Annotated in this window: 22 protein-coding genes; 14 read left to right on the top strand and 8 right to left on the bottom strand. The window is 67.0% G+C overall.

What is annotated here, in order from left to right; all coding sequences use genetic code 11:
• Positions 1–3 precede the first annotated feature (3 nt).
• Positions 4–1,965, bottom strand: a complete 1,962-nt coding sequence (locus KNJ79_RS17680; RefSeq protein WP_317152067.1) for an alkyl/aryl-sulfatase — start codon at positions 1,963–1,965, stop codon at positions 4–6.
• Between the two features lie 95 nt (positions 1,966–2,060).
• Between KNJ79_RS17680 and KNJ79_RS17675 the strand changes: the two genes are divergently transcribed.
• A complete protein-coding gene (locus tag KNJ79_RS17675) occupies positions 2,061–2,546 on the top strand; it encodes a flavodoxin family protein (RefSeq protein WP_317152066.1) in 486 nt (161 codons plus the stop codon).
• A gap of 32 nt (positions 2,547–2,578) precedes the next feature.
• On the opposite strand, the gene glpX is transcribed toward KNJ79_RS17675, so the two are convergent.
• Positions 2,579–3,550 carry a class II fructose-bisphosphatase gene (glpX, locus tag KNJ79_RS17670; protein WP_089215778.1) on the bottom strand — a complete coding sequence of 324 codons (972 nt, stop codon included), beginning with the start codon at positions 3,548–3,550 and terminating at the stop codon, positions 2,579–2,581.
• A 101-nt stretch (positions 3,551–3,651) separates the two neighbouring features.
• Between glpX and KNJ79_RS17665 the strand changes: the two genes are divergently transcribed.
• On the top strand, positions 3,652–4,071 hold the full coding sequence (locus KNJ79_RS17665) for a hypothetical protein (protein WP_317152065.1): 420 nt from the start codon (positions 3,652–3,654) through the stop codon (positions 4,069–4,071).
• 148 nt (positions 4,072–4,219) lie between these two features.
• Here KNJ79_RS17665 and KNJ79_RS17660 read toward each other — a convergent pair whose 3' ends face one another.
• Together KNJ79_RS17660 and KNJ79_RS17655 are read right to left on the bottom strand one after the other, a co-directional pair.
• Positions 4,220–5,551, bottom strand: a complete 1,332-nt coding sequence (locus KNJ79_RS17660; RefSeq protein ID WP_317152064.1) for a homoserine dehydrogenase — start codon at positions 5,549–5,551, stop codon at positions 4,220–4,222.
• A 137-nt stretch (positions 5,552–5,688) separates the two neighbouring features.
• Complete coding sequence (locus KNJ79_RS17655) at positions 5,689–6,504, bottom strand: hypothetical protein (protein ID WP_089215776.1); 816 nt, start codon at positions 6,502–6,504, stop codon at positions 5,689–5,691.
• A 339-nt stretch (positions 6,505–6,843) separates the two neighbouring features.
• Here KNJ79_RS17655 and KNJ79_RS17650 point away from each other — a divergent pair, with 339 nt between their 5' ends.
• The 5 genes from KNJ79_RS17650 to KNJ79_RS17630 all read left to right on the top strand — a co-directional run bounded on the left by KNJ79_RS17650 (position 6,844) and on the right by KNJ79_RS17630 (position 10,221).
• Entirely contained in the window at positions 6,844–7,494 is a 651-nt protein-coding gene (locus tag KNJ79_RS17650) for an energy transducer TonB (protein ID WP_089215775.1), read from the top strand.
• A 73-nt stretch (positions 7,495–7,567) separates the two neighbouring features.
• Complete coding sequence (locus tag KNJ79_RS17645; RefSeq protein ID WP_394357133.1) at positions 7,568–8,374, top strand: MotA/TolQ/ExbB proton channel family protein; 807 nt, start codon at positions 7,568–7,570, stop codon at positions 8,372–8,374.
• A gap of 116 nt (positions 8,375–8,490) precedes the next feature.
• Positions 8,491–9,009, top strand: a complete 519-nt coding sequence (locus KNJ79_RS17640; RefSeq protein ID WP_170935504.1) for an ExbD/TolR family protein — start codon at positions 8,491–8,493, stop codon at positions 9,007–9,009.
• 35 nt (positions 9,010–9,044) lie between these two features.
• Positions 9,045–9,470: an ExbD/TolR family protein gene (locus KNJ79_RS17635; protein ID WP_089215774.1), complete on the top strand. Its 426-nt coding sequence runs from the start codon at positions 9,045–9,047 to the stop codon at positions 9,468–9,470.
• A gap of 184 nt (positions 9,471–9,654) precedes the next feature.
• Positions 9,655–10,221, top strand: a complete 567-nt coding sequence (locus KNJ79_RS17630; RefSeq protein WP_317152063.1) for a superoxide dismutase family protein — start codon at positions 9,655–9,657, stop codon at positions 10,219–10,221.
• Positions 10,222–10,225: 4 nt separating this feature from the next.
• On the opposite strand, the gene KNJ79_RS17625 is transcribed toward KNJ79_RS17630, so the two are convergent.
• Positions 10,226–11,836 (bottom strand): spinster family MFS transporter, encoded by a 1,611-nt coding sequence (locus tag KNJ79_RS17625; RefSeq protein WP_317152062.1) that lies wholly within the window; start codon positions 11,834–11,836, stop codon positions 10,226–10,228.
• 92 nt (positions 11,837–11,928) lie between these two features.
• Here KNJ79_RS17625 and KNJ79_RS17620 point away from each other — a divergent pair, with 92 nt between their 5' ends.
• On the top strand, positions 11,929–12,435 hold the full coding sequence (locus KNJ79_RS17620) for a low molecular weight protein-tyrosine-phosphatase (RefSeq protein ID WP_317152061.1): 507 nt from the start codon (positions 11,929–11,931) through the stop codon (positions 12,433–12,435).
• On the opposite strand, the gene thpR is transcribed toward KNJ79_RS17620, so the two are convergent.
• Positions 12,357–12,959 carry an RNA 2',3'-cyclic phosphodiesterase gene (gene thpR / locus KNJ79_RS17615; protein WP_317152060.1) on the bottom strand — a complete coding sequence of 201 codons (603 nt, stop codon included), beginning with the start codon at positions 12,957–12,959 and terminating at the stop codon, positions 12,357–12,359. The two genes, KNJ79_RS17620 and thpR, sit on opposite strands and share 79 nt — an antisense overlap.
• Positions 12,960–13,098: 139 nt before the next feature.
• Here thpR and KNJ79_RS17610 point away from each other — a divergent pair, with 139 nt between their 5' ends.
• From KNJ79_RS17610 to KNJ79_RS17585, 6 genes are all read left to right on the top strand, one after another.
• Positions 13,099–13,833 carry a Bax inhibitor-1/YccA family protein gene (locus KNJ79_RS17610; protein WP_089215770.1) on the top strand — a complete coding sequence of 245 codons (735 nt, stop codon included), beginning with the start codon at positions 13,099–13,101 and terminating at the stop codon, positions 13,831–13,833.
• A 209-nt stretch (positions 13,834–14,042) separates the two neighbouring features.
• Positions 14,043–15,821 carry a DNA helicase RecQ gene (recQ, locus tag KNJ79_RS17605; protein WP_317152059.1) on the top strand — a complete coding sequence of 593 codons (1,779 nt, stop codon included), beginning with the start codon at positions 14,043–14,045 and terminating at the stop codon, positions 15,819–15,821.
• 261 nt (positions 15,822–16,082) lie between these two features.
• Complete coding sequence (locus KNJ79_RS17600; RefSeq protein WP_317152058.1) at positions 16,083–16,517, top strand: TIGR01244 family sulfur transferase; 435 nt, start codon at positions 16,083–16,085, stop codon at positions 16,515–16,517.
• Entirely contained in the window at positions 16,514–16,921 is a 408-nt protein-coding gene (locus KNJ79_RS17595; protein WP_317152057.1) for a hypothetical protein, read from the top strand. The genes KNJ79_RS17600 and KNJ79_RS17595 overlap by 4 nt, the downstream gene beginning before the upstream one ends.
• Positions 16,914–17,828 carry a sterol desaturase family protein gene (locus KNJ79_RS17590; RefSeq protein WP_317152056.1) on the top strand — a complete coding sequence of 305 codons (915 nt, stop codon included), beginning with the start codon at positions 16,914–16,916 and terminating at the stop codon, positions 17,826–17,828. The genes KNJ79_RS17595 and KNJ79_RS17590 overlap by 8 nt, the downstream gene beginning before the upstream one ends.
• 365 nt (positions 17,829–18,193) lie before the next feature.
• Entirely contained in the window at positions 18,194–19,780 is a 1,587-nt protein-coding gene (locus KNJ79_RS17585; protein WP_317152055.1) for a GMC family oxidoreductase, read from the top strand.
• An 828-nt stretch (positions 19,781–20,608) separates the two neighbouring features.
• Here the strand turns inward: KNJ79_RS17585 and KNJ79_RS17580 are convergent.
• Together KNJ79_RS17580 and KNJ79_RS17575 are read right to left on the bottom strand one after the other, a co-directional pair.
• A complete protein-coding gene (locus KNJ79_RS17580; protein WP_317152054.1) occupies positions 20,609–21,976 on the bottom strand; it encodes an ammonium transporter in 1,368 nt (455 codons plus the stop codon).
• 17 nt (positions 21,977–21,993) lie between these two features.
• Positions 21,994–22,332, bottom strand: a complete 339-nt coding sequence (locus KNJ79_RS17575; RefSeq protein WP_003043080.1) for a P-II family nitrogen regulator — start codon at positions 22,330–22,332, stop codon at positions 21,994–21,996.
• Positions 22,333–22,341: the final 9 nt, after the last annotated feature.

Below are 22,341 nucleotides of genomic sequence, written 5' to 3'. Positions count from 1 at the left end.
GCTTCAGGGCACCACCACGTTGAAGCGCGGATCGGCCGGCGGATGCAGCGCGAACCACGACAGAAAGGCGGCGCGGTCGCCCTCGATCTGGATCGCGCCCGATTGCAGCAGCGCCGGAAATTGCGCCTGGCCCAGCATCACGTCGTCGAGCGTCGCCCGGTCGACGGTGATCGTCGCGACCGGCGCCGGATCGGTGACGCCATAGCGCGGGAATTCGACCCCGCCCTCGACGACGACCGCGACCGCTTCCTTGCTGTCGGGCAGCACGAACTGGAAGGTGCCGGCGAGCGCCTTGCCCTTTGCGGCGTCGAAGCGCGTCGCGAGCGCATCGAAAAAGACCGGCGTCGGGATCGCGCTGATGAACGAGCGGCTTTGCCCGTTGCCCGACACCGTATCGATTTCGGTGCCGCGCAGCGTCGCCGCGGCGGCGAGATAATAGTTGCGCCACGCCCCCGATTCGGCCTGATAGCCGAGCTGGTCATAGGCCGAAGCGAGCGCCTCGCGACCGGCCGCATTGTCGGGCTCGGCAAAGACCAGCTTGTTCAAAAGCTCGGCCGCCCAGCGATAATCGCCCGCGGCGATCGCCGCCTGTCCCGCCGCGAGCAGCCGGTCGGCACCGCCCGCGAGCGCGACATATTTGGCGGCGCTCTGCTCGGGCGGCAGGGGGTTCAGATTGGCGGGATTGCCGTCCCACCAGCCGAAATAGCGCTGATAGGTCGCCTTCATATTGTGGTTGAGCGTCCCGTAATAACCGCGCGTCGAAAAGTTGCGGCCCTGCACCGGCGCTTCGGGCGTCTGATCGGCGAGCTCGTGCAGCGTCGCGCCGCGATTGGCGAGGAACAGCGTGCGGTCGTGGACATAGCGATAGGCATCGCGCTGATCGGTGAGCAGCGCCTTCACATTGTCCGCGCCCCACGTCGGCCAGTGATGCGACCCGAGCGCGACCTCGGCCTCGCCGCCCCACTTCAGCAGCATCGCGTCGATCACCTTCGACCAGCGCAGCGCGTCGCGCACCTGCGCCCCGCGCAAGGTCAGGATATTGTGAAGATTGTGGGTGACGACCTCGGTCGTGTGCAGCGCCTTGTAGGCGGGGATATAAAGGACCATCTCGGCCGGCGCCTCGGTGCCGCCGGCGTCCATGACGTCAAACTCCAATCCGTCGATGGTCAGCGTGGCGCCGGTCGCCGGGACCGTCTCGGTCGGCTCCATATAGCCGATCGTGCCGGCCGACAGCCGGGGGCCGAGCCCGGTGTCGACCTGGCCCTTCGGCCCGGGCGGCAGAATCGACCCGAACATATAGAGCGCGCGCCGGCTCATCGCGCCGCCGGCGAGGACATTTTCCGACGTCGCCTCTTCGGAAAAGCCGTGCGGGGCGATGATGCGGATCTTCTCCTTCGCCACCTGCTCGGGCGTCACGATGCCGCCGACGCCGCCGAAATGGTCGCTGTGGCTGTGCGAAAAGAGGATCGCCTTGATCGGTCGTTTGCCACTCTTCGCCTCGACCGTATCGGCGAACAGCTTCCACGCCGCCGCGGCGGCTTCTTCGGACAAGAGCGGATCGACCACGATCCAGCCGGTCTTGCCGCGGATGACCGTCATCACCGACAGATCATAGCCGCGCAGCTGCCAGATCTTGTCCGGAACGACCTCGAACAATCCGTGGATCGCGTTGAGCCGCGCCTGCCGCCACAGCGACGGATTGACCGTATCGGGCGCCGCCGTGCCGTTCAGAAAATCATAGGCGCGGCGGTCCCAGATGACCTTGCCGTCCTTGGCCACGATCAGTCCGTCCTTGATCTCGGCGATCTTGCCGCGCGCGGCGTTGGCGAAATCCTGCGGGTCGTCGAGCGGCAGCCGCGCCGCCAGTTCGGCCTGCGCGGTTCGCGTCGCCTCGCTCGCCGCATCCTGTGCCGCGGCGGCGCCCGCCCACGGCAACATCGCCATCATCGTCCACGCGCGTTTCATCGCATCCTCCCCGGTTCGGCCAGCTTGCGTCCCGCGCCCCGGCTTGGCAAGCCGGGGCCGCGCCGCGCTGCGCCGGCACGATAGGGGATTTGGCGATGGCGAAAAGCAAGCTGCTTATCATTTGGCACAGCCGGACCGGCGGCAGCCGCGCGCTCGCCGCGGCGGCGGCGAAAGGGGCGGGCGATGCGGCGTCGCTGATGCCGGCGGCGGACGTCGATCCTGCGGACCTGCTCGCGGCACCGGGCTATTTGTTCGTCGGCCCCGAAAATCTCGCCGCGCTGTCGGGCGCGATGAAGGAGATGTTCGACCGCTGCTATTACCCGTGCCTCGGCCGCCTCGAAGGGCGCGCCTATGCGACGATCATCTGCGCGGGCAGCGACGGCGAGAATGCGCAGCGCCAGCTCGACCGGATCGCGACCGGCTGGCGGCTAAAGCGCGTCGCCGACCCGATGATCGTGAACACCGATGCCCAGACCCCCGAAGCGATCCTCGCGCCGAAGACGATTCCGCCCGCCCGCCTCGCCGAAGCGCGCGACCTGGGCGCGGCGCTCGCCGAAGGACTGGCGGCGGGGATTTTCTGAAAATTCGAATGTCCCGTCCCGCCCGAAGGCCGTCAGCCGATGCGGTGCTCGCCCTTCACCCAGCGCACGGTGCCCGACGAAGCGCGCATCACGACGCTTTCGGTGGTCAGCACGCCGCCGCGGCGGTGCTTGACCCCGCGCAGCAGCGATCCGTCGGTGACGCCGGTGGCGGCGAAGATCACGTCGCCCTTGGCCAGATCCTGAAGGTCATAGACGCGGTCGAGATCCTCGATGCCCCATTTCTTCGCGCGCAGCCGCTCGTCGTCGTTGCGGAAGAGCAGGCGGCCCTTGAACTGGCCGCCGACGCAGCGCAGCGCCGCGGCGGCGAGCACGCCCTCGGGGGCGCCGCCCGATCCCATATAGATGTCGATATTGGTCTCGGGGTTGGTCGTCGCGATGACGCCGGCGACGTCGCCGTCGGGGATCAGCGCGACGCCGCAGCCGATGTCGCGCAGCTCGGCGATAATGCCCTCGTGGCGCGGGCGGTCGAGCACGCAGACGATGATGTCATGCGCCGCGCAGCCCTTTTCGCGCGCGACCGCCTCGACATTCTCGCGCACGCTCTTGTCGAAGGTCACGATGTCGGGCGAATAGCCCGGGCCGACCGCGAGCTTGTCCATATAGACGTCGGGGGCGTTGAGCAGGCAGCCTTCCTCGGCGATCGCGAGCACGGCGAGCGCGTTGGGGCCGGCCTTCGCGGTGATCGTCGTGCCCTCGAGCGGGTCGAGCGCGATGTCGATCTTCGGCCCCTTGCCCGGCGCGCCGCCGACCTTTTCGCCGATATAGAGCATCGGCGCCTCGTCGCGCTCGCCTTCGCCGATCACGACGGTGCCGTCCATATAAAGGTCGTTGAACGCGGCGCGCATCGCTTCGACCGCCGCGGCGTCGGCGGCCTTTTCGTCGCCGCGGCCGATCAGCTTGGCGGCGGCGATCGCCGCGGCTTCGGTGACGCGGACCATTTCCAGCACGAGCACGCGATCGAGATTGCTGCCGCTCTTCGTCATTTCCGCTCTCCACTCTTTACTTGTGCCGCCCGGCCGGCATGGTGCGCCATATGGTCGCCCGCGCCGCTTGTCGAGAAGGCTTCGTCCGATTCGGGGCACTGGTGACGCTCCTGTGCGTCGGCGGCGTGACGCTGCCCGGCGCCGCGGCGCAGCCCTCCGACCAACCCGTGCGCGACGCCGACGAGGCGATCGCCCGGACGCGCGAACTCGTCGATCCGATCAAGCGCTGCAAACCCGCCGACGACGGCTCGATCACCGTCTGCGGCAGCGACACCGAACGCTATCGCCTGACCCCCGAACAGCGCGCGATCGCCGGTGTCGGGCAGAAGGCCGAAGCCCCGCTGCCGCGCGCCGAGGCAAAGGCGATGAGCCTCGACCGGCTGCCCTACAACTGGATCTCGATCGGCAAGGGCTATCCGCCCGGCCCCGAATATAATCCGCTCTACGAACTGGCGAAGGAACGCACCGCGCCTGGCGCGGACGCCACGGCGGAGGAGGGAGAAGGCGCGGGAACGCCATAGATCCTGATTGTCCTTATGATTGAAAAGACCGAGTGTCCCCGCGAAGGCGGGGACCCATCTCCGGTCGGTTCAAAAGGAAGCGCCGGGGAGATGGGCTCCCGCCTTCGCGGGAGCACACAAGCCTGTTCAGCCAAAGACAGTCATGCCCTTAAAGCGCCAGGATCGGCATATGCATCGGCTCGCCGACCAGATGCGCCGAGGCGCGCAGCGGGGCGAGTGCGGCGTCGATCGCGCGCGCGGGCGCTTCGTGGGTGACGAGCGCGATCACGACGCCGCCGCCCTCCTCGTCGCCGCGCTGGATGAAGCTTTCGATCGAGACGCCCGCATCGCGCATCGCGGCGGTGATTTCGGCGAGCACGCCGATGCGGTCCTCGACGATCAGGCGGATATAATGTTTGCCGACGCGCGCGCCCGCGTCCGCCGCCGGCGCCTCGTCGAGTGCGTCGACCGGCATCGCGAAGGCGGGGCCATATTCGTCGCGCGCAATGTCGATGATGTCCGCGACGATCGCCGAAGCCGTCGGTCCCGCCCCCGCGCCGGCGCCCTCGAAAAACAGGCGGCCGACGAAATTGCCCTCGGCGACGACGGCATTGAGCGCGCCGGGGACATAGGCGAGCGGATGGTCGGCGGGAACGAGGCACGGCTGGACATTCTGATAGAGGCCGCCGCCGTTCGCTCCGTCGTCGCGCTCGGCCATGCCGATCAGTCGCACCCGGTGTCCCAGCGCCTCGGCCTCGCGGATGTCCGCAGCGATCACGTTCCGGATGCCCGCCGCCGCAACCGCGTCGATGTCGAGCCGCGCGCCAAAGCAGAGCGCGGCAAGGATCGACAGCTTGTGCGCGGCGTCGATCCCGTCGACGTCGAAGCTCGGATCGGCCTCGGCAAAGCCTTCGGCCTGCGCTGCGGCGAGGGCGTCGGCGAAATTGGCGCCGTCGCGTTCCATCAAGGTCAGGATATAATTGCAGGTGCCGTTGAGGATTCCATAGACGCGCGCGATCTGGTTTGCCGACGCGCCTTCGCGGATCGCCTTGATGACGGGAATGCCCCCCGCGACCGCCGCTTCATATTTGAGCGGGGTGTCGGCCTGTTCGGCAATGCGCGCGAGGTCGAGGCCGTGGTGCGCGATCATCGCCTTGTTCGCGGTGACGAGCGCCTTGCCCGCGCCGAGCGCCTGGCGCGCCAGCGTCAGCGCGGGACCGTCGGCGCCGCCGACCATCTCGACGACGACATCGACGTCGTCCGCCGCGACCAGCGCGCCCATATCGTCTTCCCAGCGATAGGCGGAAAGGTTGATGCCGCGATCCTTCTGCCGGTCGCGCGCCGAAATGGCGACGATCTCGATCGGGCGGCCCGCGCGGCGCGCGATCAGGTCGCGGTTCGCTTCGAGCAGGCGGACGACGCCGCCGCCGACGACGCCGATTCCGGCGAGCGCGACGCGAAGCGGGGCGCGGGCGGCACTGGGGGCGGGATGGGGCGACATGGCGGCACTCCGTCGAAGCTGGCAAAAAGGGGCGAGGCCCGGATGCGAGCGCCCCTATCGCCTTTTCGCGCCGATACAAGGGGAGGGCGGGCTATTTATCCTTTGCCTGCCGAAAGCCGGCGGGCGGGCCGCGGCGATCAGGCGCCCGGCGGCGGCGTGCGCGTGCGCCCGCATTCGCCGAGCGCGCCCAGCACCGCGGCATAATCCGATGCCGCCTTCTGGCGATCGGCGGCCGGGGTGCCGGCGAGCTTCGACAGCGGCAGCGTTCTGGGCAGCCCGCAGGCGAGGCGATACCAGGCAAGCGTGTTGCGCTTCGGAATCCCGGCGCCCTCGACGATTTCGCCAAAGGCGGCCGACCAGCGCCGCGACCCGTCGGCGCGCGTCGTGATCGTCAAGGAAACCGGATCGCCGTTCGCGGTGTCGAGGAACAGCTGCGTTTCGCCTTCGCCCGGCAGGGTGCCGGGGACATGGAAGCCGTTGGCGATGCCCGTGATCCTGGGCGGCGCGCCGGGCTTCACCAATTCGGTCAGGATCGCCCGAAGCTGCGCCTCGGTCGCGGCGTCCCACGCGAGCTGTGCGTCGGGCGCGACAAGGCGGATGCTGCTGGTGCTCGCCGAACCGCTGCCGCCGGCCGCGACGGGCTGGGCAAAGATCAGGACGGGCTGCTTCTTCCTGAGCTTCGCCGGTTTGCCGCGCGCGTCGAGCGGCAGGTCGACGAGATAGGATATGCGTTTTGCCAGCGGCGCCGAGCCGCGAATCAGGCTGACAATATCGGCTTCGACATAGAAGCGGCTATGCCCTGCGGCGAGGCCGGGGGCGCGTTCGGACTCGACCCCGGCGCTGTCTTTTATCTGCGCCCGGATGACGATCGGAGCCGCGACGGCCAGGTCGGCGAGGTCCGAATAGCTATAGGGACTTTGCGCCCCGGTCGCGGCGGCATCGTCATCCTGCATCGCGAAAACGGGCGGGATTCCAATGCTTAGAAGGCTAAGGCCAAGGGCGGCGGCGGCGAGAGGGAAGCGCATCGGCAATATACTTTCTGTCGCGGTCTGGGCTCGTGGGGGCGGATCAGCCCCATCATGGGGCACCGCACATTAACCGCCGATAAAGGGTTTGCGAACTTGTCGCCACCGCGATAGGACGTCCGGCGAAGCGCCCGGAAGAACATAACAGCCGGAAGCTAACCGCCGGGTCTCGCGGAACGCATCGGAAATCATCCGGGCATGTGCGCAACCGAACCCGTCGGCATGGATTTGGTGTCAGGATGATCTAGCAAGGAGCGTCGTCCCTGAATGGCTTATGGTGATAATGTCGACCCTAAAAACAGGGTAGTGGCGATTGTCTTGGTCGGTCTGTTTACCGCATTGCTGGGCTACGGCCTGGTAAATGGGTTGAATATCAGCATCGTCAAGAAGATCGCCGAAAAATTGGACGTGGTGGACGTCGAAGAGCCGCCGCCGCCGGAGGAGCCGCCGCCGCCGCCGCCGCCGGACAATAAGCTGCCGCCGCCGCCGCCGGTCGTGACGCCTCCGTCGCCGATCCCGCCGCCGGTGACCACGAACACGGTCCAGTCGGTTCCGAAGGCGCCCCCCGCGCCGCCGCCGCCGATCTATGTTCCGCCTGCGCCCCCGGCGCCGGTCGTCGACAACAGCGCCGCCGCGTCGCCGAAGGGCAATCCGGGCCGCTGGGCGACCAACGACGACTATCCGGCGCGCGCGATGCGCGAAGAGCGTGAAGGCACGACCGGTTTCCGCGTCACCATCGGCACCGATGGCCGCGTGACCTCGTGCGACATCACCTCGTCGAGCGGGCATGCCGACCTCGATGCCGAGACGTGCAAGCTGATCTCGCGCCGCGCCCGGTTCAACCCGGCGAAGGACAAGGCGGGCAACCCCACGACGGGAAGCTACAGCAATCGCATCCGCTGGCAGATCCCGAAGTGATCCGCCCGACGGTTACGATTTTCCATTTTCACGGTTTTTGATCTTACGATTATTTTGAGAGGGAATTTCCAATATGTTTAATCTGATCGCAAATGCCGCTGCTGCGGCGGGTGGCCATGATGTCGGCATGACCCTCATGCCCGCTTCGATGTGCGTGAAGAGCGAAGGCGAGAACCCCTATGGTCTCGTTCCGGCGCTGTGCGAGGGCGGGATCGTGTCGCAGGTGACCTTTCTGGTGCTGCTGATCATGTTCGTCGGCACGCTCTACATCCTGTTCACCAAGCTGTTCGAGCAGAATAAGGTGATCAACCAGGGCAAGGCCGTCGACGTCAATTTCTGGCGCGCTCCGACGCTCGCCGACGGCGCCGCGAAGCTCGAAAAGAACAGCGCCTATCGCCAGGTGGTCGAAGACGGCCTGCGCGCCGCCGAAGAGCATAACAAGCTGACCGACCCGGTCGAGGCGCACGACTGGATGCACGGCACGCTCGAGCGGTCGCAGAACCACATCAACTCGAAGCTGAACTCGGGCCTCGCCTTCCTCGCGACGGTGGGTTCGACCGCGCCGTTCGTCGGTCTGTTCGGTACCGTTATCGGTATTCTGCGCGCCCTCGTGAAGATCGGCGCGTCGGGCCAGGCCTCGATCGACACCGTCGCCGGTCCGGTCGGTGAAGCGCTCATCATGACCGCGATCGGTCTGATCGTCGCGGTTCCCGCGGTGCTCGCGTTCAACTGGCTGCAGAGCCGCAACAAGGCGATCGCCCGCCGTCTGTCGACCTTCTCGAACGACGTTCTCGGCTCGATCATGTCGGGCGGCCAGGTGAAGCCGAGCGTTGCGCCGGCAAAGGCCGCTGCTCCGGCCGCGGCGCCGAAGAAGGCCTGATTTTCCGGGTCTCCGCGCCGTTCGGGCAACCGGCCGGCGCGGGGTCCGCGGACGTGGCGGGCGCGGTGCGCCCTTCACGGGCCATGACAGAAATTTTGTGACAGGATGCTAATCCTATGGCGATGAGTGCAGGCAACAAGGGCGAAGATGCCCCGATGTCCGACATCAACACGACGCCGCTCGTGGATATTATGCTGGTGTTGCTCATCATCTTCCTCATCACGGTTCCGGTGGTGTTGGAGACGGTGAACCTCAAGCTGCCCGACGTGGTTTTCGAACCGACGACCACCAAGCCCGAGAATGTCAACATCTCGGTGCGCTCGGCGGACACGGACGGCGACGGCGAACCCAACCCCGAAAGCACCGCATGCGAGGTTTTCTGGGGCCAGACGCCGGTCGATTCGCGCCAGCTGCTCGAAATGGGCCAGAACAAGCTGGAAAAGCTGCTCGAGGATATCGGCGGCCCGCAGAATATTACCGAAGAGAATTTCCCCGAAGTGCATATCCGCGGCGACATCAACACGCCGTACCAGTGCATCGGCGGGGTCATCTATACGATGCAATATGCCGGTTTCCAGAAGATCGGGTTCATTTCCGAACCCGCGCCTGGGTCGGGCACGCTGGGCCGCCTCTAAGGCGTCGGTCCGCTCAGTTATGAAGGAATAATCCTATGGCCATGGCAGTTGGCGATCGGGACGAAAATGAACCGATGATGGAAATGAACACGACGCCGCTGATCGACGTCATGCTCGTGCTCCTCATCATGTTCATCATCACCATCCCGGTCCAGACCCACGCGGTGAAGATCGACCTGCCGGTTCCGACCGATTCGCAAAACAATGTCGATCCGGAAAAGAACAAGGTGATGATCCTCGCCAACGGGACGATCACCTGGAATGGCTCGGCGGTCGATCTTGCGCAGCTCGCGCAATATCTCGAACAGACCAAGGCGATGCCGGTCGAGCCCGAGCTGCAGGTGCAGCCCGATCCGTTCGCGCGTTATTTCGTCGTCGACAATGTGATGGCGGTGATCAAGCGCAGCGGCGTCGGCAAGCTCGGCTTCGTCGGCAACGAGCAATATGCCCGCGTCTTCTGATCGCTGATCCGACGACCGGACGAACGGGGCCGCGAAGCGATTCGCGGCCCCTTTTTCATGCTCCCGCCGCGCGCCCCAAACCCTTGTTTCACTTAGCCCTTGGAACTGCACCGGAAGCGCGTCATCATGGCGTGCATCGGACTCGCCGGGCGCTGCGAGTCCAACCGGCAATGGGGAGCAGAGCATGACGATCGCATCGCATCGCAAGATTTTTCTCGGATTGACTGCGCTCGGGGCGCTCGCGCTCGCGGGCTGCGCCAAATCGGGCGGCGCGCCCGTCACCACCCTCCCGGTTCCTGACGCGACCGCGCAGCTCGCCGACGCCGCCGGCGCCGACCGCGGCCGCGTCGACATCTTCAAGGACGGCAGCGGCCTGACGATCGAGGTCGTCGCGCGCGGCTTTGCCCCCGGCACCTATGGCATGCACATCCACACCACCGGCCAATGCACGCCCCCCGATTTCTCCAGCGCGGGCGGCCACTGGAACCCGACCGGCGCCCAGCACGGCCGCAACAATCCGCAGGGCGCGCATCACGGCGACCTGCCGAACCTTGTCGTCGAGGATGGCACGATCGGCCAGGCGTCGATCCAGCTCGTCGGCACGCCGCTCAGCGGCGCGAACGGCATTCTCGACGCCGACGGCGCCGCCTTCGTCATCCACGCCGGCCCCGACGACATGATGACCGACCCGAGCGGCAACAGCGGCGGGCGCGTCGCCTGCGGCGTGCTCCACGTTCCGGCAGCCCAATAGGGCCTCAGATCGCTTCCCCCGCGGCGCGGGCGCGCTCGACGACGTTTGCGGCCGCGGCCGGGACGCGGCGATAGGCGATGACCAGCATGGCGAGGCCGAAGGGCACGATCGCCAGCGTCGACAGCACGCCGGTCGACAGGCTGTGCGTCATCGCCGACACCTGTCCCGCCATATAGGGACCGAGCGCGAGCCCGACGAGTGTCGTCGACAGGAAGAAGGTCGCGGTAGCGGTGCCGCGCATCCGCGGCAGCACCAGATCCTGCGTCGTCGCCGCCGCGGCGCCGAGCGCGCTCGACGCGAGCAGCCCGGCGAGCGAGGCAAAGGCGGTGAAGCGGATGAAGTCGGCGCTCCCCGGTTCCGGTTTCGTCGTGAAGGCGATGACGATCGGCACGATCGGCGCGAGCAGCCCGAACATCACGACGAGCAGGCGTCCCGCTTCGCTCCGCTGGCGCAGCCAGTCCGACATGCGACCGCCGAGGATGACCCCGAGGAAGCCCGCCAGCGCCCCCATGCCGCCGACCCAGAAACCGACCGTGGCGGGGTCTTCGCCAAGCACCTCGAGCGCATAGACGGGCGCAAAGGCGCTCGACGCATAGGACATGAAGGCGACGGTGCCATAGCCGAGGATCGTCGTGATGAAGGCTCGCGATCCCCAGATCAGATGAAAGGCCGGCGCATCGCGGCTCCTGAGCGAACTCGCCCAGGAAAAGACGGCGTAATAGCCGAAGGCGATGCACCACCATTGCAGCGCCGCGCCGGTGACGCGGATCATCGCCAGCGCGCCCAGCGCCAGCAGTGCGGCGACGGCAAGATTGATCGCCAAAGCGCGGCCGCCGCGCGACATCGCCGCGAGCAGGGTGAAGGGCGGAATGATCGCATAAAGCTCTTCGAAAAAGCCCTTGAACGGGGTCGGTGAGGGCTTGGTCGGCACGCCGTCGACGAGTCCGCGCACCGGTTCTTTCAAGGTCGCGACCCACGCCGCGAGGAGCAGGCCGGGAATGCCCACCGCCATGAACGCCGCCTGCCAGCCGACGAGCCCGAACGGGCCGCCGCCGGGCCAGGTGCGGTTCCACCCCTGAACGATGAAGCCGCCGATCATCAGCGAAATGCCGCCGCCGAAATAGAGCCCGGCCGAATAGATGGCGAGCGCGGTTGCGCGCATATGCTTTGGAAACAGGTCCGAAATCAGCGAATAGGCCGCCGGCCCGGCGGTCGCTTCGCCGACCCCGACCCCCATCCGCGCCGCCGACAGTTGCAGCTTTCCGGTCGCGAGCCCCGACAGTGCGGTCATCGCCGACCAGACCGACAGGCCGACGGTCAGCAGGCGAACGCGGTGCCACGCGTCGGCAAGCCGTCCGAGCGGCACCCCGAACAGCGCATAGAAGACCGCGAAAGCGGTGCCATAGAGAAAGCCGATGTCGGCGTCGTCGAGCCCCAGGTCGCGCTTCAGGTCGGGCGCAAGGATGGTGATGATCTGGCGGTCGATGAAATTGAGCACATAGACGAGGAACAGGATGCCGAGCGCGTACCAGGCATAGGGCGTCGCGCGGGTCGCGGCCACCGGCGCGCCGGGCGTTTCCGATCCCGGCGCTGCTGCAAATTCGCGATCCGCCATTGGCAAGCCTCTCCCTGACCCGTTATCGTCCGTCTCGGGGCCCATGGCTAGCAGAGCGCGACGTGCGCGCAAGTTGAAAGAGGATTCACCTTTTGCCCGTTTCTCCTCCGCGCCGCGATGCCGTAACGGCGGACGGCCCTGCGATCCTGTTCCTGTGCCTCGGCAATATCTGCCGCTCGCCGCTCGCCGAGGGTGCGGCACGCGCGGCCTTCGACGCCGCGGGCTTCGCGGCGACGCTCGATTCGGCGGGGACGGGCGACTGGCACGTCGGCCATCCGCCCGATGCCCGTGCGCAGGCCGAGGCACGGCGGCGCGGGATCGACATCGGCGATTTGCGCGCGCGCCAACTGGTGCCCGAGGATTTCCGGCGCTTCGACCTGATCCTTGCCGCCGACGAGACCAATTTGCGCGACGCGCGCGCCATCGCCCCCGCCGATGCGACCGCGCGGCTGCTGCTGATGCTCGATCTGGTGCCGGGGCGCGCGGGGGAAAGCGTGACCGATCCCTATTATGGCGCCGATCACGGCTTTGCGGCGACGTGGGACGACGTCAGCGCAGTCGCCTCGGCGTTGGTGTCCGAATTTGCGTCGAGCACGTAGCGCGCGACGGGGTGATAGCGCGAGCCGCCGTGCGCCAGCTCGCTTTCATACAGGATCACATGGTCGAAAACGAAAGGCGGGCTCGCGAGATCGCCGTTGAGGGCGAGGAAGGGCGCGACCGGACCCGCGGCGCGATTGAGGCGCGCGAGCGTGATGTGCGGCACGAAGGCGCGCGTTTCGGGGGCGATGCCGACGCGCGCGAGGCATTGGTCGACCTTGCGGTGAAGCGCGGCGAGCGGCTCGGCAGGCTCGATCCCCGCCCAGATCATGTGCGGCCGCCCCTGCCGCTCGAACAACCCGACGCCGGCAATCCGCGCCGCGACCACATGGCCGTGCAGCGTGCCGAGCGCCGCCGCAATATCCTCGGCGCGGTGGCGGTCGACCTCGCCGACGAAGCGCAGGGTCAGGTGAAGCTGCTCGTCGCTCTGCCAGCGCGCCGCGGCGATGCCGTGCATCGCACCGGTCAGCAGCGCGCGAATGGCGCGCGGCGGACGCAGGGCGACGAACAGGCGATGCGTGGACATGGCGGTGCCAGCATAGGCGCTCGCGCGCGCGATTCCAGCCCGCCCGCGCGCGGCTGTCCGGTTTCGCTTGAAAGCGGCCGCCAAAACACCGATATTGTCCGCACGGCCGGTATGTTCTGGCCGGTGATGGAGATTTGAAATGGCTAATTGGAACGACCCCAATATGGCGGCGTCCGGCTTTGGCACCGCCCGTCCGGCGGAGGGAGCCGTCGATGCCGGCCTGCGGTCGTACATGCTGTCGGTCTATAATTATATGGCGTCGGGCGTGCTGCTGACCGGCATCGTCGCGCTGCTCTTTTCGAACTGGTCGGGCGCCCCCGCCCTGCTGTTCGGTCCCGGCATCCTCAAATGGGTGATCATGCTGGCACCGCTGGCGTTCGTCATGGTGCTGAGCTTCGGGATCAACCGGCTGTCGACCGCGGCGGCGCAGGGCCTGTTCTGGGCGTTCGCGGTCGTCATGGGCCTGTCGATGGCGTCGATCTTCTTCGTCTATACGGGCGCGTCGATCGCGCAGACCTTCTTCGCGACCGCCGCGGCCTTCCTCGGTCTCAGCCTCTATGGCTATACGACCAGGAAGGATCTGTCGGGTTTCGGCACCTTCCTGATCATGGGTGTCGTCGGCATCCTCGTCGCGATGGTCATCAACATGTTCATGCAGTCGAGCGCGCTCAGCCTCGCGATCAGCGTGATCGGCGTGCTCGTGTTCGCGGGCCTTACCGCCTATGACACGCAGAAGATCAAGAGCATGTATTTCCACGTCCGCGGCACCGACTTTGTGGGAAAATCGGTCGTGATGGGGGCGCTGAACCTCTATCTCGACTTCATCAACATGTTCATGTTCCTCCTCCGCCTGATGGGCAGCACCCGCAACTGAGGCGACGGGACAGACCGGAATTCGAAGGCGCCCGGCGAAGCGATTCGCCGGGCTCTTTCGTTGGTGCGGGCGGTTGCATCTTCGGCGCCCGCCCCGCCAGAGTGCCGGGTTCGATGACCAAAACCGGCACTCCAGATTCTTGTTTTGCCGTGATTTCCGAGCCGTGAAATGTTCCATTTCACTCGAAATCACTCTAGTGCGGCCGCACGATGTCCGCTGCCGACGCTCTCCTCCCGCTTCTGAAATCGACCTTCGGTTTCGACCATTTCCGTGGACGCCAGGCCGACGTCGTCGCGCGGGTGATGGCGGGCGAGCGCACGCTGGCGGTGATGCCGACGGGGGCGGGCAAGTCGCTGACCTATCAACTGCCCGCGGTGGCGCTGGGCGGCTGCGTCGTCGTCGTGTCGCCGCTGATCGCGCTGATGCACGACCAGCTGCGCGGTGCGCGCGCGGCGGGGATTCGTGCCGCGTCGCTCACCAGCGTCGATGCCGATTTCGCCGATACGCGCCAGGCCTATCGCGACGGCCAGCTCGACCTTCTCTACATCGCGCCCGAGCGCGCGACGGGCGAGGGGTTTCGCGCGCTGATGGAAGCGCGCGTGCCTGCGCTCTTCGCGATCGACGAGGCGCATTGCGTCAGCGAATGGGGACATGATTTCCGTCCCGACTATCGGCTTTTGCGTCCGCTGCTCGACGCCTTCCCGCAGGTGCCGCGCCTCGCGCTGACCGCGACCGCCGACCGGCACACGCGCGAGGATATCCTCGTCCAGCTCGGCATCCCCGCCGAGGGGCTGGTGCTCGCGGGCTTCGACCGCCCCAATATCCGCTATCGGGTCAGCCCGCGGATCGGCGCGGCGAAGCAGCTTGCCGACTTCATCGCCGCCAATCCGGGGCCGGGGATCGTCTATTGCCCGACGCGCGACGGGACCGAGCGGATGGCCGCGCGGCTCGCCGCGGCGACGGGGCGCAGCGTCGCCGCCTATCACGCCGGGCTCGACGCCGAGCGGCGCGCGCGGGTGCAGCACGACTTCGTGGCGTCGGAGGACGGGATCGTCACCGCGACGGTCGCTTTCGGCATGGGGATCGACAAGCCCGACGTGCGCTTCGTCGCGCACGCCGGGCTGCCAAAGTCGATCGAAAGCTATTATCAGGAAACCGGCCGCGCCGGGCGCGACGGCGATCCCGCCGAGGCGCTGATGCTGTGGGGCGCCGAGGATTTCGCGCGCGCGCGGATGCGGCTTGGCGAGCTGCCCGAGGCGCGCCTTGCGGGCGAGCGCGCGCGGCTCAATGCGCTTGGCGCGCTCGTCGAGACGGTCGAATGCCGCCGCGCGCTGCTGCTCCGCCATTTCGGCGAGCATCCGCCCGAACGCTGCGGCAATTGCGACAATTGCCTCGATCCGCCGAAACAGCTCGACGCGACGGTGCTCGCGCAGAAATTGCTCTCGGCGGTCTATCGCACCGGACAGAGCTTCGGCGCCGGGCATGTCGAGGCGGTGCTCACCGGGCGCAGCGACGAGCGGATTGCAAGCCGAGGCCACGACAAGCTGTCGGTCTTCGGGATCGTCGAGGGCGACGAGGCGCGGCTGATCAAGCCGCTGGTGCGCACGCTGATGGCGCGCGAGGCGCTGAGCACGACCGAGCATGGCGGGTTGATGTTCGGTCCCGCGGGGCGCGCGGTGATGAAGGGCGAGGTGCCGGTGCTGATCGCCGAGCCGCCCGCGCGGCGCACGCGCCGCGGCGGCCGCGCCGATCGCGCCGCGGCGAACCCGGTCGGCGATCCCTTGTTCGAAGCGCTGCGCGGCGTAAGGCGCGAGCTCGCGAATGAGGCGGGGGTGCCGCCCTATGTCGTCTTTCACGACGCGGTGCTGCGCGCGATGGCGGCCGACCGCCCGGCTTCGCGCGCCGAGCTCGCGGCGATCCCCGGCGTCGGCGCAAAGAAGCTCGAGGCGTGGGGCGATGCGTTTCTGGACGTGATCCGGCGGTTCTAGAATAAGTATTTTCGCACGAAGCCACGAAGCCACAAAGAATTCTCTCATCCGCTCGTGCCGAGCTTGTCGAAGCACCGTTCTTTTGTTCGCCGCCTGCTGGAAAAACGGCCCTTCGACAAGCTCAGGGCGAACGGAGGCAGGAAAGCTTCTTTGTGGCTTCGTGGCTTCGTGCGAACAAAAAGGAGGCCACGGCAATGGCTTGTCCTCGCGGGGCCGCTTTCACGCTTGTCAGCAAAGCCGGCTATTCTATACATCGCAGCCATGAGCGATTTTCGTCCCCTGACCGCCGGCTACAGCGTCTCGCCCCAGATCAGCCTCGAGGATGTCGCGGCGGCGAAGGCGGCGGGCTATGCGCTCGTCATCAACAATCGTCCCGACGGCGAGGACCCCGCAGCGCCGCAGGGCGCCGACATCGCGCACGCCTGCGCCGCCGAGGGGCTCGCCTATGCTGCGATTCCCGTCGGCCATGCGGGCTTCAGCCACGCGCAGCTCGACGCGCTCGACACGCTGCTCGGCGACGCGACGGGGCCGGTGCTCGCCTATTGCCGCTCGGGGACGCGCTCGACGCACCTGTGGGCGCTGGCAAGGGCTCGCGCGGGCGACGATCTCGATGCGATCTGCAACGCAGCCTCGGCGCGCGGCTACGACCTGTCGGCGCTGCGTCCGATGATGGACGCCTTGGCCGGGACGCGGTGACCACAGCCGTCCTGATCCAGCTCGGCGCATCGCTCGTCGCGGTGCTCTTCATCGCGTGGCTGGTGGGACGAATGGGCCTCGGCGCCGATCCGCGCATCGCCGACGACGCGCACGCGATCCGCCTCGCCGACGAGGCCGAGACGGGGTTCGGCGGGGTCGAGGTCGCGCGCGACCGCGCGGGTTTCGCGGCGATCGTGCGCAATGCCGAGGGGCGGATGCTGCTGATCCGCGCGCACGGCAATCATTTCGCGGCGCGCCCCGTCGATGCCGGAGTCGAAGGACGGCTCGACAAGGATTTCCTGACGCTGAGGATGCCCGAACGGACTTTCGGGGCGGTCACGCTGCACCTCGGGAAAGAGGCGGGCGTATGGGCCTCGCGGATGCGGAGCGTCGCGCATGGATAAGCTGCCCGATCCCGTTGTCTATGCCGTCCCGGCCTTCATCCTGCTCCTTATCGTCGAGATGATCGTCTCGCTGCGCGCCGACAGGAGCCGTTACGAGGCGCGCGACACGCTGACCTCGCTGATGCTCGGCACGGGCAGCCAGGTCGCGGGCGCGCTCGTCGGCGCGGCGGTCGTCGGCATGGCGCTGTGGGTCTATCAGTTCCGCCTGTTCGACATCGGCATCGCCTTCCGCCAATGGTGGTGGGCGTGGGTCCTGTGCTTCATCCTCGACGATCTTGCCTATTATGTCTTTCACAGGAGCGCGCACCGCGTGCGCTGGTTCTGGGCGAGCCATGTCATCCACCACAGCTCGCAGCATTATAATCTCTCGACCGCGCTCAGGCAGACATGGACGGGCTTCTTCAGCTTGGGCTTTATCTTTCGCCTGCCGCTCTTCCTGATCGGCTTTCCGCCCGCGATGGTGTTCTTCTGCGCCGGGATCAACCTGATCTATCAGTTCTGGATCCACACCGAAGCGATTCGGCGGATGCCCAAATGGTTCGAGGCGGTGATGAACACGCCGTCGCACCACCGCGTCCACCACGGCGTCAATCCGCGCTACCTCGACGCCAACTATGCCGGGGTGTTCATCATCTGGGACCGGATGTTCGGCAGCTTCGTCGCCGAACGCGACGACGATCCGGTGCGCTATGGCATCGTCAGGCAGCTCGGCAGCTTCAACATCCTGTGGGCCGCGGTCCACGAATGGGTCGGGATCGCGAAGGATGTGTGGCGCGCGCCGTGGCGGCACAAGCTCGCCTATCTGTGGCGCGAACCCGGCTGGAGCCACGACGGCAGCCGGCTGACGAGCGCGATGATCAAGGCGCGCTGGCGCGCGGGGCGAGCGGTGGAGGATGCGGCGGAATAACAATTGCCGCCCCCGCGAAGGCGGGGGCCGCTGGAGAAAGAAATAGCCTAACACCGACGGCTACCCCAGCCCGTGCGGGGGCGACGTGGGAATCATTTCGCGCAGAGGCCGCAGAGCGCGCAGAGAAGCACGATAGGATTCACGCGGAGACGCGGAGACGCGGAGAACTTGTGCGGGCCGACAGGCCCCATTTTTCCTGCACCGATTCCTCTTGGCGCGACCAACGGAAAAGAAGCCGCCTCGCGGTAACGCGTCTCTCCGCGTCTCCACGTGAATCAATTCTCTGCGTCTCTGCGCGAAGCTCTTTCTCCCTTGCCCTCGGCATTGATGACATTCATGTCAGCGGGACGAGGGAGAGCGCAATCATGGATCAGTTCGACATCATCGTCATCGGCGGCGGCAGCGCGGGGAGCGCGGCGGCGGGGCGGCTTGCCGGGGACGGGCGGCGGCGCGTCTGCCTGGTCGAGGCAGGCGGGACGAACGACATCGTTCGGGTGAAGACGCCGGGGTTCATGCCCTTCATTCCCAAGGCGTCGAACTGGCAATATGACACGGTGCCGCAAAGGGGGCTGAACGGCCGCATCGGCTATCAGCCGCGCGGGCGCGGGCTCGGCGGGTCGAGCGCGATCAACGCGATGGTCTATATTCGCGGGACCGCCTTCGATTACGACCAATGGGCCGAACTCGGTGCGACCGGCTGGAGCTATGCCGATGTGCTGCCCTGGTTCAAGCGCAGCGAGGGCAATGAGCGCGGCGCCGACGAATGGCACGGCGCCGACGGGCCGCTCAACGTCATGGACCAGCGCTGGCCCAATGTGACGAGCCGGCGCTTCGTCGAGAGCGCGGCGGCGCTGCAACTGCCGCGCACCCCCGACTTCAACCGCCCGAACAACGAGGGTTTCGGCCTCTATCAGGTGACGCAGAAGGGCGGCGAGCGCTGGTCGGCGGCGCGCGCCTATGTCGAACCCTTGCGCGGGCGCGCCAATTTCGACATCCGCACCGGCGCGCTGGTCGAGAAGATCCTGATCGAGAAGGGCCGCGCGGTCGGGGTCGCGATCCGCCGCGGCGGCAGGCGCGAAACGCTGCGCGCCGCGGGCGGGGTGATCCTGTCGGCGGGCGCGTTCGGGTCGCCCCAGATCCTGATGCTGTCGGGGGTCGGCCCTGCGGCGCATCTGCGCGAACATGGGATCGAGGTCGTGCGCGACCGTGCCGGGGTCGGCGCGAACCTTCAGGACCATATCGACTATGTGTCGAGCTGGGAAACGCGTTCGACCGAGCCGTTCGGCGACAGCCTGGGCGGCACCTGGCGGATGGTGAAGGCGATTTTCGAGCATCGCCTGCACCGCACCGGTATTCTCACGACCTGCTTCGCCGAGGCGGGGGGCTTCTGGAAATCGCGCCCCGACCTGCCCGCGCCCGATGTGCAATATCATTTCGTGCCCGCGATGCTCGAGGATCATGGGCGCACCAGGGTAAAGGGGCACGGCTTTTCGTGTCACGCCTGTGTGCTGCGCCCCGAAAGCCGCGGCAGCGTGACGCTCGCCTCGGCCGATCCCGCCGCGGCGCCGCTGATCGACCCCGGCTTTTTGACCGACGACCGCGACATGGCGACCTTGCGCGCCGGCGTGCGGATGATGCACCGCATCGTCGCGACGCCGCCGCTGGCGGACTATGGCGGGGTTGACCGTCATCCGGTCGATCTGGACGACGACGCGGCGTTAGACGCGCTGATCCGCGACCGTGCCGACACCGTTTATCACCCCGTCGGCAGCTGCCGCATGGGCAGCGACGCCGATGCCGTGGTCGATCCGGCGTTGAAGCTCAATGGGATCGAAGGGCTGTGGGTCGCCGACGCGAGCATCATGCCGCGCCTCGTCAGCGGCAACACCAACGCGCCGAGCATCATGATCGGCGAGCGCGCGGCCGATTTCGTCAAAATGGCGCTGGCGTAAGGCATCCCCCCGCTTCCTCAAGCGTGTCGCCAAGCCGTGAAGAGCGCGGCGGCTCGGGCATCTTGCGCCGCGAAAAGCCGTGCATGCAGCGCGCGCAGGTCGGCACCGGCGGGTCGGGATTTTTCGTTTCGCGCGAAGACGCGAAGATGTCGCGTTTGCCGCGAAGCGGCTTTTCCCTTTTCGCGTTGCGGTGGACGCGGCGATGAAGGAAAAGGCGGCCTGGCGGCCGCAAACCGCCCCCTTTGCGCCTTCGCGTCTTCGCGCGAAACAAATCTCACCGGCACCCGCGGCACAGCGCGTCGCTCGCTTGCCGCGCCGCCTCCGCATTCCTCCGCCGTTTTCTTCCATCAGCTTCGCGGCTGCTATTACCCGAAAGCCGCCGCGCTCTGCATCGTCTTGATGGTCTGCGTTCCAGGGCCGCTTCCCGCAAGCGGACATGATGATTCGCACGCGGCGATTCGCACCTGCAAAGATTCGCCGAGGGTCCGGACCGCGCTGCGAACGCACGCTTTTCCGGCGTCTGCGCTGCCGTCGGGGCGTGAAGGCAAAAAAAGAGGGCCGGGACTTGCGTCCCGGCCCAGCCTTTCAGGCTCTCCCCTCCTGAAACTGTTGACCCAATGAATGCCATATTAATGTCATGATGAAAAGGCCTAAATTGGCGGCACCGCTGCTCATAATTTGTGCAAACGGTTTCACGGCGCGACTGCACAAAAAAGGAGGCCGGGACTGGTCGGTCCCGGCCTTTCAGTGGTTCGCAGGAGGAACCTCGGTAGGACCCCGCCGCCCGTTTGAAAGAGGAGAGAGTGCGGCGGCGGGTGTCCTGTCTCGTCAATAATTGTAAGCGCGCTCCCCATGCTCGCCGAGGTCGAGGCCTTCGCGTTCGACCTCTTCGCTGACGCGCAGTCCGGTGACCGCCTTGGCGATGTAGGTGGCGATCATGGTGCCGACGGCGGCCCAGACGATCGCAACGAGCACCGCGACGATTTGCGTCGCAACCTGCGCGCCGATGCCGACACTGCCGTCGCCGGGACCGCCGAGACCGGGTGCATAGACGATGCCCGTGCCGATCGCGCCGACCATGCCGCCAATGCCGTGGATGCCGAAGGCGTCGAGCGCGTCGTCATAGCCGAGCCTGGTCTTGAGCACGGTCACCGCATAGAAACAGATGACCGAGGCGACCGCGCCGAGGACGATGGCGCCGAACGGTCCCGAGTTGCCCGCGGCAGGCGTGACCGCGACGAGGCCGGCAATGATGCCCGAGCAGAAGCCGAGAGCCGAGCCCTTGTGGCCGTTGAGGCGCTCCGCGAGCATCCAGAACAGGCCCGCAGACGCGGTGGCGACAAAGGTGTTGATCATTGCGAGACCCGCCGAGCCATTGGCCTCCAGCGCCGAGCCGGCATTGAAGCCGAACCAGCCCACCCACAGCATGCCGGTGCCGACCATCGTCAGCGTCAGCGAGTGCGGCGCCATGATTTCCTTTTGATAGCCCATGCGCTTGCCGAGGATCAGCGCAGCGACGAGCGCCGAGACGCCGGCGTTGATATGCACCACGGTGCCGCCCGCGAAATCGAGTGCCGCCGGCAGCGAAGTCCCGAACATGCCGCCTTCGAAAAGGAAGCCGCCGCCCGCCCATACCATATGCGCGATCGGGAAATAGACGATCGTCAGCCAGACGATGCCGAATATCATGACGGCCGAGAATTTCATGCGCTCGACCACCGAGCCCAGCACCAGCGCAAGCGTGATCGCGGCGAAGGTCATCTGGAAGCAGATGAACACATATTCGCTGATCACCTCGTCGGTGAAGGTCGCGGCGGTCGAATCCTGGGTCACACCGGCGAGGAAGAACTTGCCCCAGCTGATGAAGGCATTGCCTTCGGGGCCGAAAGCGAGGCCATAGCCGTACATCACCCAGATCAGCATCGCGAGGCAGGCGGCGGCGCCGACCTGCGTCATCGTCGAGAGCATGTTCTTGGTGCGCGTCAGGCCGCCATAGAAGAGCGCGAGGCCCGGCAGGGTCATCAGCAGGACGAGCAGCGACGAGGTCATCATCCACGCATTGTTGCCGGGATTGGCGACCGGCGCCGCGGCTTCGGCCGCGGGCGCGGCCGCTTCCTGCGCCCAGGCGGGCAGCGCGGCGAACAGCGCAAGGCCGGCAGCCCCGGCGCTCGCCGCAATTTTCTTTGCGAACGTCATATTTTCCCCCTTCGTCATTACAGAGCCGCCTCGCCGGTCTCGCCGGTGCGGATGCGCACGGCCTGACCGACGTCGAGGACGAAAATCTTGCCGTCGCCAATCGACCCGGTTCCGGCGCTTTGCTGCAGCGTTTCGACCACCCGCGGCGCGAGTGCATCGTCGCACACGAGTTCGATCTTCACCTTCGGCACCATGTTGGTCGCATATTCGGCGCCGCGGTAGATTTCGGTCTGCCCCTTTTGCCGGCCGAAGCCCTTGACCTCGGTCACGGTCATGCCGGCGATACCCAGCCCGGTCAGCGCTTCGCGCACTTCGTCGAGCTTGAACGGTTTGATGATAGCCAGGATCAGCTTCATGATGCCCCC

The sequence above is a fragment of the Sphingopyxis indica genome, from assembly GCF_032879645.1.
Taxonomy (GTDB): domain Bacteria; phylum Pseudomonadota; class Alphaproteobacteria; order Sphingomonadales; family Sphingomonadaceae; genus Sphingopyxis; species Sphingopyxis indica.
Note: the sequence above shows the minus strand (reverse complement) of the source record. Positions and strands in the feature narration are given on the sequence as shown.

Coding starts and splice junctions, on each gene's coding strand:
- KNJ79_RS17680 (WP_317152067.1), bottom strand. CDS start 1,965: ATGAAACGCGCGTGGACGATGATGGCGATGTTGCCGTGGGCGGGCGCC.
- KNJ79_RS17675 (WP_317152066.1), top strand. CDS start 2,061: ATGGCGAAAAGCAAGCTGCTTATCATTTGGCACAGCCGGACCGGCGGC.
- glpX (WP_089215778.1), bottom strand. CDS start 3,550: ATGACGAAGAGCGGCAGCAATCTCGATCGCGTGCTCGTGCTGGAAATG.
- KNJ79_RS17660 (WP_317152064.1), bottom strand. CDS start 5,551: ATGTCGCCCCATCCCGCCCCCAGTGCCGCCCGCGCCCCGCTTCGCGTC.
- KNJ79_RS17655 (WP_089215776.1), bottom strand. CDS start 6,504: ATGCAGGATGACGATGCCGCCGCGACCGGGGCGCAAAGTCCCTATAGC.
- KNJ79_RS17650 (WP_089215775.1), top strand. CDS start 6,844: ATGGCTTATGGTGATAATGTCGACCCTAAAAACAGGGTAGTGGCGATT.
- KNJ79_RS17645 (WP_394357133.1), top strand. CDS start 7,568: ATGTTTAATCTGATCGCAAATGCCGCTGCTGCGGCGGGTGGCCATGAT.
- KNJ79_RS17640 (WP_170935504.1), top strand. CDS start 8,491: ATGGCGATGAGTGCAGGCAACAAGGGCGAAGATGCCCCGATGTCCGAC.
- KNJ79_RS17635 (WP_089215774.1), top strand. CDS start 9,045: ATGGCCATGGCAGTTGGCGATCGGGACGAAAATGAACCGATGATGGAA.
- KNJ79_RS17630 (WP_317152063.1), top strand. CDS start 9,655: ATGACGATCGCATCGCATCGCAAGATTTTTCTCGGATTGACTGCGCTC.
- KNJ79_RS17625 (WP_317152062.1), bottom strand. CDS start 11,836: ATGGCGGATCGCGAATTTGCAGCAGCGCCGGGATCGGAAACGCCCGGC.
- thpR (WP_317152060.1), bottom strand. CDS start 12,959: ATGTCCACGCATCGCCTGTTCGTCGCCCTGCGTCCGCCGCGCGCCATT.
- KNJ79_RS17610 (WP_089215770.1), top strand. CDS start 13,099: ATGGCTAATTGGAACGACCCCAATATGGCGGCGTCCGGCTTTGGCACC.
- recQ (WP_317152059.1), top strand. CDS start 14,043: ATGTCCGCTGCCGACGCTCTCCTCCCGCTTCTGAAATCGACCTTCGGT.
- KNJ79_RS17600 (WP_317152058.1), top strand. CDS start 16,083: ATGAGCGATTTTCGTCCCCTGACCGCCGGCTACAGCGTCTCGCCCCAG.
- KNJ79_RS17590 (WP_317152056.1), top strand. CDS start 16,914: ATGGATAAGCTGCCCGATCCCGTTGTCTATGCCGTCCCGGCCTTCATC.
- KNJ79_RS17585 (WP_317152055.1), top strand. CDS start 18,194: ATGGATCAGTTCGACATCATCGTCATCGGCGGCGGCAGCGCGGGGAGC.
- KNJ79_RS17580 (WP_317152054.1), bottom strand. CDS start 21,976: ATGACGTTCGCAAAGAAAATTGCGGCGAGCGCCGGGGCTGCCGGCCTT.
- KNJ79_RS17575 (WP_003043080.1), bottom strand. CDS start 22,332: ATGAAGCTGATCCTGGCTATCATCAAACCGTTCAAGCTCGACGAAGTG.